This window comes from Stenotrophomonas sp. YJH_SMC_105-26, from assembly GCF_059368915.1.
Genome location: NZ_JCAFSD010000002.1, coordinates 99,652 through 109,148, shown reverse-complemented (window position 1 = coordinate 109,148; position 9,497 = coordinate 99,652). Strand labels below are relative to the sequence as shown.

At 68.2% G+C, this 9,497-nt stretch carries 14 protein-coding genes; 11 read left to right on the top strand and 3 right to left on the bottom strand.

Features of this window, described 5'->3' with window-relative positions; translation table 11 throughout:
* Positions 1-19 precede the first annotated feature (19 nt).
* The 6 genes from AC5P7F_RS07445 to AC5P7F_RS07420 all read left to right on the top strand — a co-directional run bounded on the left by AC5P7F_RS07445 (position 20) and on the right by AC5P7F_RS07420 (position 3,866).
* Positions 20-508: a hypothetical protein gene (locus AC5P7F_RS07445; RefSeq protein ID WP_032957615.1), complete on the top strand. Its 489-nt coding sequence runs from the start codon at positions 20-22 to the stop codon at positions 506-508.
* Entirely contained in the window at positions 505-927 is a 423-nt protein-coding gene (locus tag AC5P7F_RS07440) for a hypothetical protein (protein WP_014646242.1), read from the top strand. The genes AC5P7F_RS07445 and AC5P7F_RS07440 overlap by 4 nt, the downstream gene beginning before the upstream one ends.
* Positions 928-968: 41 nt before the next feature.
* On the top strand, positions 969-1,631 hold the full coding sequence (locus tag AC5P7F_RS07435; protein WP_164077931.1) for a DUF2238 domain-containing protein: 663 nt from the start codon (positions 969-971) through the stop codon (positions 1,629-1,631).
* A complete protein-coding gene (purN, locus tag AC5P7F_RS07430) occupies positions 1,628-2,287 on the top strand; it encodes a phosphoribosylglycinamide formyltransferase (protein ID WP_049441056.1) in 660 nt (219 codons plus the stop codon). Before AC5P7F_RS07435 ends, purN begins: the two co-directional genes overlap by 4 nt.
* Positions 2,288-2,355: 68 nt before the next feature.
* A complete protein-coding gene (locus tag AC5P7F_RS07425; RefSeq protein ID WP_046429311.1) occupies positions 2,356-3,180 on the top strand; it encodes a DUF3108 domain-containing protein in 825 nt (274 codons plus the stop codon).
* Positions 3,181-3,182: 2 nt separating this feature from the next.
* On the top strand, positions 3,183-3,866 hold the full coding sequence (locus tag AC5P7F_RS07420) for a DUF3108 domain-containing protein (RefSeq protein ID WP_014036249.1): 684 nt from the start codon (positions 3,183-3,185) through the stop codon (positions 3,864-3,866).
* Positions 3,867-4,005: 139 nt separating this feature from the next.
* Here AC5P7F_RS07420 and AC5P7F_RS07415 read toward each other — a convergent pair whose 3' ends face one another.
* From AC5P7F_RS07415 to AC5P7F_RS07405, 3 genes are read right to left on the bottom strand one after another with little or no spacing between them, the layout of a single operon-like run.
* On the bottom strand, positions 4,006-4,323 hold the full coding sequence (locus AC5P7F_RS07415; RefSeq protein ID WP_032957609.1) for a hypothetical protein: 318 nt from the start codon (positions 4,321-4,323) through the stop codon (positions 4,006-4,008).
* Positions 4,320-5,591: a UDP-N-acetylglucosamine 1-carboxyvinyltransferase gene (gene murA, locus AC5P7F_RS07410; protein WP_014646237.1), complete on the bottom strand. Its 1,272-nt coding sequence runs from the start codon at positions 5,589-5,591 to the stop codon at positions 4,320-4,322. The genes AC5P7F_RS07415 and murA overlap by 4 nt, the downstream gene beginning before the upstream one ends.
* A 21-nt stretch (positions 5,592-5,612) precedes the next feature.
* A complete protein-coding gene (locus AC5P7F_RS07405) occupies positions 5,613-5,843 on the bottom strand; it encodes a BolA family protein (RefSeq protein WP_005408396.1) in 231 nt (76 codons plus the stop codon).
* A 54-nt stretch (positions 5,844-5,897) separates the two neighbouring features.
* Here AC5P7F_RS07405 and AC5P7F_RS07400 point away from each other — a divergent pair, with 54 nt between their 5' ends.
* From AC5P7F_RS07400 to lptB, 5 genes are all read left to right on the top strand, one after another.
* The gene (locus AC5P7F_RS07400; protein ID WP_014646236.1) at positions 5,898-6,899 is read left to right on the top strand and encodes a KpsF/GutQ family sugar-phosphate isomerase; all 1,002 of its coding nucleotides are present in this window, start codon (positions 5,898-5,900) and stop codon (positions 6,897-6,899) included.
* Positions 6,900-6,966: 67 nt separating this feature from the next.
* Positions 6,967-7,515: a KdsC family phosphatase gene (locus AC5P7F_RS07395; protein ID WP_014036245.1), complete on the top strand. Its 549-nt coding sequence runs from the start codon at positions 6,967-6,969 to the stop codon at positions 7,513-7,515.
* Positions 7,512-8,087, top strand: coding sequence for an LPS export ABC transporter periplasmic protein LptC (lptC, locus tag AC5P7F_RS07390; protein WP_014646235.1), 576 nt, complete (start codon positions 7,512-7,514; stop codon positions 8,085-8,087). Before AC5P7F_RS07395 ends, lptC begins: the two co-directional genes overlap by 4 nt.
* Before the next feature lie 101 nt (positions 8,088-8,188).
* Entirely contained in the window at positions 8,189-8,755 is a 567-nt protein-coding gene (gene lptA, locus AC5P7F_RS07385) for a lipopolysaccharide transport periplasmic protein LptA (protein WP_032959333.1), read from the top strand.
* Complete coding sequence (gene lptB / locus AC5P7F_RS07380) at positions 8,755-9,474, top strand: LPS export ABC transporter ATP-binding protein (RefSeq protein ID WP_005415558.1); 720 nt, start codon at positions 8,755-8,757, stop codon at positions 9,472-9,474. Before lptA ends, lptB begins: the two co-directional genes overlap by 1 nt.
* Positions 9,475-9,497: the final 23 nt, after the last annotated feature.

The window sequence follows — 9,497 nt, the reverse complement described above, 5'->3', positions numbered from 1 at the left end:
CCGGCCCCGAGGAGCCCGCATGGACGCAATGCCCCCGCTGCCCCCTACCCCCGTGCCGCCGCCAACGACGGCGGTACCGGCGTTCAGCCCCCAGGACGCCGACCACCTGCGCATGCTGTCAATCGCGCACTACGTGGTCGGCGGCCTGATCGCGCTGTTCTCGCTGATCTTCATCGTCCACATCGTGCTCGGCGTCACCGCGCTCACCGGCAACCTGCCGATGAACTCCGGCGGCCAGCCCTCGTCGCCGGCCGAACAGCGCGTGTTCGGCTGGATGTTCGTCGTGATCGGCTGTGTCATCGTGTTCGGTGGCGTCACCCTGGGCGCGTTCGTGGCCTACGCCGGCCGTTGCCTGGCCCGCCGCCGCCGCTACCTGCTGTGCCTGATCGTGGCCGGGCTGGCCTGTCTGTTCACGCCGATCGGTACCGTGCTGGGAGTACTCAGCCTGATCACGCTGCTGCGTCCGCAGGTCAAGGCCGCGTTCGACACAGCGGGCACGGCGGCATGACGAGCCCGGGCGCACCGCCGCCGCTGCCGCAGCAGACCCTGGCGCACCTTCAGCTGGGCAGCCACCTGCAGACGCTGAAGGTGCTGTTCTACGCGCTGGCGGTTTTCCACTGGATGGCCGCGCTGGCCTTCCTCGGTTTCATCGGCTTGGTTGCCAGCTCGCGCGGGCTGGACGATGGCGCGGTACTGGCCACCGTGTACGGCGTCGTTTCAGCGCTGGCTGCCGCGCTGGGCTTCGTGCAGCTGCACACCGCGCGCCTGCTGTCGCGCCGCACCGGGCTGGCCTGGTGCCAGCGCGCGGCCTGGCTGGCGGTGCTGGCCGGTCCGCTGGGCATGGCCCTGACCGCCTATGCCTGGGTGTTCCTGTCCAAGCCTGACATGGCCGCCCTGTTCGACCGCGGCGACCATCTCCGCGTCTGAACTTGCCGGCAGACGCCCCGCCCTTTCCTGATCGACTTCCCATGTCCGCGCCTGCCCTCCCCACGACCGCTTCGCCCAGCGCCTTCCGTTTCTCGCGCCCCAAGAAGCTGGCCTTCGCTGCCGTGCTGGCGGTATTCGCGGTCAGCTGGATCCAGCCGCTGTGGCCCACCGAGCAGGCGCTGCACAGCACGCTGACCGTGATCGGCCTGGGCGCCCTGCTGTGGGTCGACCGCCGGGGTGGCTGGCTGGGCAACGGTGCCTTCATCGCGATCTGCGGCTTCATCGCGCTGCACTGTGTGGCCGCCCGCTGGCTGTACTCGAACGTTCCCTACGACGGGTGGACGCAGGCGCTGATCGGCTGGTCGCCGAATACGGCGTTCGGCTGGCAGCGCAATCATTTCGACCGCCTCATCCACTTCCTGTTCGGCGTCTGTTTCACGCCGGCACTGCTGCAGCTGGCACGTCACGCCTGGCCGGCGCTGCGCCGCGGCCAGGCCTTCACCCTGGCGGTGATGACGGTGATGTGCGCCAGCCTGGTCTACGAGTGGTTCGAATGGGCCATCGCGCTCGCCCTGTCGCCGGACGCCGCCGAGGCTTACAACGGGCAGCAGGGCGACATGTGGGACGCCCATGCCGACATGCTGATGGCCACCGTGGGCAGCCTGCTGACCTGGCCGCTGATCCGCCGGAGTACCCCGCAATGACCGCGCCCACCCGCATTGCCGTGCTTGCCTCCGGCCGCGGCAGCAACCTGCAGGCCATCCTCGATGCCATCGCTGCGGGACGCCTGCGCGCCGAGGTCGTCGGCGTATTTTCCGACCGCCCGGCCGCCGCCGCGCTGCAGCGGGTCAGCGCCAACCTGCGCTGGGCGCATGCGCCGAAGGAATTCGACGACCGCGCCGCCTACGAGCAGGCACTGGGCGACGCACTGGCCGCGGTCGCACCGGACTGGATCGTCTGCGCCGGCTACATGCGCATACTCGGCGCCGCCTTCGTGCAGCGCTTCAATGGCCGCCTGGTCAACATCCACCCGTCGCTGCTGCCGCTGCACAAGGGGCTGGACACGCATGCGCGGGCACTGGATGCAGGCGATGCCGAGCACGGTGCCAGCGTGCACCTGGTCGTACCCGAGCTGGACGCCGGCGCCGTGCTGGCCCAGGTGCGGGTACCGGTGCTGCCCGGCGATGACGCCGACACCCTGGCCGCGCGTGTGCTGGCGGTGGAGCATCCCCTGCTGATCGCCACGCTGCAGCTGCTGTGCGCCGGCCGCCTGACTGAACGGGAGGGCCAGCCGCAACTGGACGGTCACCCCCTGTTTAGCCCGCTGGCCCTAGATTCCGCCGGGAACCTGAACCGGTAACGCCCACGCACACGCCCCGCTGACTGCGGGGCTGGCATCCTGCCCACCTCCTGCGGCTCCTCTCTTCCATGAAGACCACGACCCTGCTGTCCACTTCGCTGCTGCTGTCGCTTGTCGTGCTCCCCGGCGTGGGTTGGGGCCAGGCGCAGGCGCCTGCCTCGCCGGCTCCGGCGCCGGTGCCAGCGGTGCAACCGCCGGCCGAAGCGGCGGCCCCGGCCCTGCCGGCCTTGGCGTGGGAACCGCCGCCGCTGCAGCCGTTCAGCGCCACCTACCAGGCCTTCTACAAAGGCAAGGAGGCCGGCGACGCCAGCATGCAGGTCACCCATACCGGCGGCAACCAGTGGCGGGTCGACATGCAGGTGGTCGGCCGCCGCGGCTTTGCCAGCGTGCTGGGCCTGAACATCGAGCAGAGCACGGTGTTCGAGGAGCGCGCCGGCGCCTATGCACCGCTGAGCCAGAGCACGGTGCGCAAGGGCCTGTTCCTGGGCAAGAAGGCGGTTGGCACGTACAACTGGCAGGCCGGTACCGCGCAGTGGACCGGCGACGTCGAGAAGAAGCGTGCGCAGCCGATTCCGCTGCAGCCGGGCGACCAGAGCGCCCTGCTGATCAACCTGGCGATCATGCGGGATGCCCGTCCGGGTGCCACCATGCACTACCGCTACGTGGACATGGGCAAGGTCCGCCAGCACGACTACCAGGCCGCGCCGCAGACCGAGAACGTCGAGGTCGGCGACCTGTCCTACAACGCGCTGCGGGTCTACCGGACCAACGGCGGCAACAACGAAACCATCCTCTGGATCGCCAACGGTGTCCCCACCCCGGTGCGCATCCTGCAACGCGAAGACGGCGAAGACCGCGTCGATCTGCGCCTGATCGAATACCAAGGAGTCTGAGCATGAGCACCCTGACCCGCCCCCTCACCTGGATCGCTGCAGCCGCGCTGTCGGTGGCCAGCCTGCCGGCCATGGCCCTGCAGCCGTTCAAGGCCGATTACCTGGCCAGCTACATGGGCATGCAGGCCAATGGCAGCATGACGCTGAGCAGCGAGGGTGCCAACAAGTGGCGCTACACGCTGCAGGTGAAGAACCAGCTGGCCGACCTGAGCCAGAGCACCGTGTTCGAAGAAGTGCGCGGCCAGCTGCGCCCGCTCAGCAGCCAGGACCGTTCGGCGCTGCTGGTGAAGAAGCGCAACGTGCAGGCCAACTACAACTGGACCAGCAACCAGGCCACCTGGACCGGCGACATCAAGCCGGACCGCGCTGGACCTATCGCACTGAAATCCGGTGACATGGACGCGCTGCTGATCAACCTGGCGATCGCCCGTGACCTCGCCGCCGGCAAGCCGCTGACCTATCGCATGGTCGACGAAGGCCGCATCAAGAACATGACCTACCGCGTGATCGGCAAGGAGTCGATCACCGTGGGCGGCAAGAGCTACGAAGCGACCAAGGTCTCGCGTGCCGACGGCAACAAGGAGCTGATCGCCTGGATCGTGCCGGAGTTCCCGGTGCCGGCACGCATGCTGCAGCGGGAGAACGACCGCGATGCCCTGGACCTGACCATCAAGGCGATGAACTGAGTGCCGGGGTCGGATCCCGTCCCCTCGGGGACGGGCTCTGACCCCGGTTGTGTGGCTGGGGCCGGAGCCCTTTCCGATGGAAAGGGCTCCGACCCCAGGCCCCGCGAAAAGAAAACGCCCGCTTTCGCGGGCGTTTTTCTTACTTCTTTTCTTCGGCCGCCGCCGGCTTGAACTCGGTACGGCAGTCCACGCGGATCTGCTCGCCGGTGCTGCGCCAGACGAAGGTGCGGCAATGGCGGTTGCCGTCCTGGCTGTCATTCACCGCAACCGCATAGAACGACTCGATGATCTCGTCGCGCGAGACCGTGCCATCGCCATTCCAGTCCATGTCCTTCTGCTCGATGCCCTGGGTGATGGCGATGTTGGCGTACCAGGCGTAGCCCAGCCACGCCAGCACGATCAGCACCAGCGCCAGCAGCGCCTTGCGACGCGGGCTGAACTTGCCGCGCAGGATCATGGCACGCGCCGGATGGTGGCACCGAGCGAAGACAGCTTCTCTTCGATGTTCTCGTAGCCACGGTCAAGGTGGTAGATGCGGTCGATGGTGGTCTCGCCGCTGGCCATCAGGCCGGCCAGGATCAGCGAGGCCGAGGCACGCAGGTCGGTGGCCATCACCGGTGCGCCACTCAGGTGCTCGCTGCCCCGCACGATGGCGGTGTGGCCTTCGACCTGGATGTCCGCGCCCAGGCGCAGCAACTCGTTGACGTGCATGAAACGGTTTTCGAAGATCGTTTCGTTGATCACGCCGACGCCGTCGGCCACGCAGTTGAGCGCCATGAACTGCGCCTGCATGTCGGTCGGGAACGCCGGGTACGGTGCGGTGGTCAGGTTGACCGCCTTCGGCCGCTTGCCCTGCATGTCCAGGGTGATGGTGTCGTCGGTGGTCTCGATCTTCGCACCGGCTTCGACCAGCTTGGACAGCACCGCGTCCATGGTGTTCGGGCGCGCACGGTTGACCGTGACCTTGCCGCCGGTCATCGCCGCAGCCACCAGGAAGGTGCCGGTCTCGATGCGGTCGGGCAGCACTTCATGGCGGCCGCCGGACAGGCGCTCGACGCCTTCGATGACCAGGCGGGCAGTGCCCAGGCCTTCGATCTTCGCGCCCAGCGCGATCAGGCAATGCGCCAGATCGGTCACTTCCGGTTCCATCGCACAGTTGTCGAGGATGGTGGTGCCTTCGGCCAGCACCGCGCCCATCAGCACGTTCTCGGTGCCGGTAACGCTGACCATGTCGAAGGTGAAATGGCCGCCCTTCAGGCGCTTGGCCGTGGCCTTGATGAAGCCGTTCTCGACCACGATCTCGGCGCCCAGCGCCTGCAGGCCCTTGATGTGCTGGTCGACCGGACGCGAGCCGATCGCGCAGCCGCCGGGCAGCGACACTTCCGCCGCGCCGAAGCGGGCCAGCAGCGGGCCCAGCACCAGGATCGAGGCGCGCATGGTCTTGACCAGCTCGTACGGGGCAACATGCTGGTTGACCGGACGCGGGTCGACCACGATCGCACTGCCGCGCGACAGCGTGCCCTGGTCGATGGTGACCTTGGCACCCAGTTCACCCAGCAGCTTCACCGTGGTGACCACATCGTGCAGGTGCGGCACGTTGGTGATCTCCACCGGCGCATCGGCCAGCAGGGTCGCGCAGAGAATGGGGAGGACGGCGTTCTTGGCGCCGGAGATGCTCACTTCACCGTGCAGCGCAGCGCCGCCGGTCACAACGATCTTGGCCATGTATTCGGGATCTTCTGCGGTTCAGCCGGCTTCGGCCGGGGTCACGGTTTTCAGCGCCAGCGCGTGGATCGCGCCGCCCATCAGGTCGCCCAGGGTGGCATAGACCATCCGGTGGCGGGCCAGCGGCATCTTGCCGGCAAAGGCCTCGCAGACCACGGTCGCTTCGAAATGCACGCCATCGTCGCCCTGCACGTCGGCGCGGGCGCCGGGCAGGCCGGTTTCGATCAGGTTGCGGATGGTGTCGGCGTCCAACGGGCTTTCCTAATAAAATGTGCCTCCATTCTACTTCCGCTGCGTGGCGTCCGCATGGCCGAATCCCTGTTGCCCCCCCGTTCCGTCGACCCTGCCGGCCTGGTCGCCAGCGGCCGCCGCGTCTTCGAGATCGAGCGGCAGGCGCTGGATGCCGTGGCCGACCGCCTCGGCGAGGCCTTCCAGCAGGCTTGCCAGGCGATCCTGGCCAGCCGCGGCCGGGTGGTCGCCACCGGCATGGGCAAGTCCGGGCACATCGCCCGCAAGATCGCCGCTACGCTGGCCTCCACCGGCACTCCCGCGTTCTACGTGCATCCGGGCGAAGCCGGCCATGGTGACCTGGGCATGATCACCGAGGCCGACGTGGTGCTGGCCCTGTCCTATTCGGGCGAATCGGACGAAGTGCTGATGCTGCTGCCGGTGCTCAAGCGCCAGGGCAACGTGCTGATTTCCATGACCGGCCGCCCGCAGTCCAGCCTGGCCACCGCCGCCGATATCCACCTGGACGTCAGCGTGCCGGCCGAGGCCTGCCCGCTGGCGCTGGCGCCGACCTCCAGCACCACCGCCTCGCTGGCGATGGGCGATGCGCTGGCCGTGGCCCTGCTCGACGCACGCGGCTTCACCGCCGACGATTTCGCCCGCTCGCACCCGGCCGGCAGCCTCGGCCGCCGCCTGCTGCTGCATATCACCGACGTCATGCACACCGGGGAGGACCTGCCCAGCGTGGGGGCCGACGCCAGCCTCAGCGAGGCGCTGGTCGAAATGAGCCGCAAGCGGCTGGGCATGACCGCCGTGGTCGATGCCGACGGTGTGCTGATCGGCCTGTTCACCGACGGTGACCTGCGCCGGGCGCTGGACAGCGCGCTGGACGTGCGCACCGCGAAGATCGCCGATGTGATGACCCGCAACCCACGTACCATCGGCGCCGACCAGCTGGCGGTGGAGGCTGCCCGGCTGATGGAGACCCACAAGATCACGGGCCTGATCGTGGTTGACGACCAGGGCCGGGCGGTCGGTGCCCTGAACATTCATGACCTGTTGCGGGCCCGGGTGGTTTAACCGACAGTCCGTAGACCCCATTCAGTCTGTACCGTCCCAACCCGAATCCACCGAGCCTGCCACCCTGATGCCCTGGTCCCCCCTGCCCGCCTTCCCCGCCCACCTGCATGCCGCCGCGGCCCGCGTCCGCCTGGCCTGCTTCGACGTGGACGGCACCCTCACCGACGGTCGGCTGTACTACGACAAGGACGGCAACGAGAGCAAGGCGTACTTCGTGCAGGATGGCCTGGGCCTGAAACTGCTGCAGCAGCACGGCATCCACCCCGTGCTGATCACCGCGCGCAACAGCCAGTCCGCGCTCAGGCGCGGCGCCGACCTCGGCATCGATACCCAGATCGCCGTGGGCGACAAGCTGGCCAGCGTGCAGGCGCTGTGTGCGCAGCACGGCATCGGTCTGGAGCAGGTGGCCTTCATGGGCGACGACCTGCCGGACCTGGCACCGCTGGGCGCGGTCGGCCTGGCGGTGGCGCCGGCCAACGCCCACCCGTGGATCGCCGAGCGCGTGCATTGGCAGACCCGCGCCGACGGCGGACGTGGTGCAGCCCGTGAGCTGTGTGACATCCTGCTGGCCGCGCAGGGTCATGTGGACGCGGTCTTGGCGAGGTTCGGCGCATGAACCTGCCGAGCCTGAACTGGCGCACCCTGCTCGGCATCGGCCTGCTGCTGGCGGCCCTGCTCAGCAGCTGGGCGGCCCTGCGCAACCGCGACAAGGGTCCGGCCACTGCCGGCCAGGATGTCGGCGTGGACTACGTCCTGCACGACTTCCAGGTCGTCGCCCTGGATGAGCACGGCAAGGAATCGACCACCCTGCGCGCACCGTTGCTGGAGCGCCAGCGTGGCGACCAGACCATCAACATCGCCACGCCGCTGTTCGAGATGCCGGACAAGGATGGCAAGCACTGGACCCTGCGTGCCGAGACGGGCTGGCTCAGCGCCAAGGGCGACCAGATGAAGCTGCGCGGCAATGTCGCCGGCGACAGCCCGGCCGATCCGGGCGTGGTGCCGACCACCTTCCGCACCGACCACCTGGACGTGTTCCCGAAGGAGAACCGTGCCCGCACCGATGCGCTGGTCACCATGACCCGCCCCGGCATGGAACAGTCCGGCGTTGGCTTCGAGGTGGATTCGAAGAACAACACGTATCATTTCCTCAGCCAGTCCAAGGGCCGTTACACGCCCCGACGCTGATTCCGCCGCCCTCCTGCGACGTCCCCGGACAGGCGCAAGGCAGGCAGCCCACCCATCCGCCCCCGGTTTCCCGGGCGGCCCCACCGGTAGAACGGACCCCGATGAAGATTCCCTTTGCAGCCGTACTCGCGCTCGGTCTCCTTGTTCCCAGCGCTGCCTTTGCCAAGTCCACCGACCGCAACGAGAACATGAACATCGACTCCGGCGCGCAGTCGGGCGTGCTCACCGGCGATGGCAAGACCGTGCTCTCGCAGGGCGTGACCGTCACCCAGGGCTCGCTGGACATCCGCTCGTCCGAAGCCGAGATCTACCTGAAGGACGGCGAGGCCGTGCGTGCGGTGTTCACCGGCAAGCAGGCCACGATGAAGCAGCAGCTCGACGATGGCACCTGGATGGACGCGGTGGCTGATCGCATCGACTACGACATCAAGACCGAGATCATCACCCTGACCGGCAACTACAAGGTCACCAGCGCGCGCGGCACCAATGCCGGCCAGCGCATGGTCTACAACACCCGTAGCGGCGAAATGAATTCCGGTGGCGATGGCAGCCGCGTGCGCACCGTCATTCCGCCGAAGAACAAGAACGCGGCGGCACAGCCGGCGGCCACGCCCAAGGCGGCGGCGCCGGCCAGCACGTCGGCCAAGCCGGCCGGGAGCAAGAAGTAATGCTCGTCGCCAAGGGCCTGCGCAAGCGCTACAAGCAGCGCGAAGTCGTCAAGGACTTCGGGCTGACCCTCGACGCCGGTGAAGTGGTGGGCCTGCTCGGCCCCAACGGTGCCGGCAAGACCACCTGCTTCTACATGATCGTCGGCCTGGTCGCCGCCGATGCCGGCAGCATCGTGCTCGACGGCAAGGACATCACCAGCGATCCGATGTACACCCGTGCCAAGCAGGGCGTGGGCTACCTGCCGCAGGAGCCGTCGGTGTTCCGCAAGCTGACGGTGGCCGACAACCTCCGCCTGGTACTGGAGCTTCGCGAAGACCTGGATTCGGCCGGCCGCGAACGCGAATTGAACAGCCTGCTCGACGAGCTGCAGCTGGGCCATGTGGCCGACCAGCTCGGCGCCAGCCTGTCCGGTGGCGAACGTCGTCGCTGCGAGATCGCCCGCGCACTTGCCGCGCAGCCGCGCCTGATCCTGCTCGACGAACCGTTTGCCGGTGTCGACCCGATCTCGGTGGGTGAAATCCAGCGCATCGTCACCCATCTCAAGCAGCGTGGCATCGGCGTGCTGATCACCGACCACAACGTGCGCGAGACCTTGGGAATCTGCGACCGCGCGTATATCCTCGCCGAGGGCACCGTGCTGGCCCAGGGCTCGCCGGAGGCGATCCTGGACAACGCCGACGTACGTCGCGTCTACCTTGGGGATTCCTTCAAGCTGTGACCGCAGGCGCCGGGTCCCTTTCC

Excerpts from the sequence above, each read along its gene's own strand:
- AC5P7F_RS07445 (WP_032957615.1), top strand. The coding sequence starts at position 20 with ATGGACGCAATGCCCCCGCTGCCCCCTACCCCCGTGCCGCCGCCAACG.
- AC5P7F_RS07440 (WP_014646242.1), top strand. The coding sequence starts at position 505 with ATGACGAGCCCGGGCGCACCGCCGCCGCTGCCGCAGCAGACCCTGGCG.
- AC5P7F_RS07435 (WP_164077931.1), top strand. The coding sequence starts at position 969 with ATGTCCGCGCCTGCCCTCCCCACGACCGCTTCGCCCAGCGCCTTCCGT.
- purN (WP_049441056.1), top strand. The coding sequence starts at position 1,628 with ATGACCGCGCCCACCCGCATTGCCGTGCTTGCCTCCGGCCGCGGCAGC.
- AC5P7F_RS07425 (WP_046429311.1), top strand. The coding sequence starts at position 2,356 with ATGAAGACCACGACCCTGCTGTCCACTTCGCTGCTGCTGTCGCTTGTC.
- AC5P7F_RS07420 (WP_014036249.1), top strand. The coding sequence starts at position 3,183 with ATGAGCACCCTGACCCGCCCCCTCACCTGGATCGCTGCAGCCGCGCTG.
- AC5P7F_RS07415 (WP_032957609.1), bottom strand. The coding sequence starts at position 4,323 with ATGATCCTGCGCGGCAAGTTCAGCCCGCGTCGCAAGGCGCTGCTGGCG.
- murA (WP_014646237.1), bottom strand. The coding sequence starts at position 5,591 with ATGGCCAAGATCGTTGTGACCGGCGGCGCTGCGCTGCACGGTGAAGTG.
- AC5P7F_RS07400 (WP_014646236.1), top strand. The coding sequence starts at position 5,898 with ATGGCCGAATCCCTGTTGCCCCCCCGTTCCGTCGACCCTGCCGGCCTG.
- AC5P7F_RS07395 (WP_014036245.1), top strand. The coding sequence starts at position 6,967 with ATGCCCTGGTCCCCCCTGCCCGCCTTCCCCGCCCACCTGCATGCCGCC.
- lptC (WP_014646235.1), top strand. The coding sequence starts at position 7,512 with ATGAACCTGCCGAGCCTGAACTGGCGCACCCTGCTCGGCATCGGCCTG.
- lptA (WP_032959333.1), top strand. The coding sequence starts at position 8,189 with ATGAAGATTCCCTTTGCAGCCGTACTCGCGCTCGGTCTCCTTGTTCCC.
- lptB (WP_005415558.1), top strand. The coding sequence starts at position 8,755 with ATGCTCGTCGCCAAGGGCCTGCGCAAGCGCTACAAGCAGCGCGAAGTC.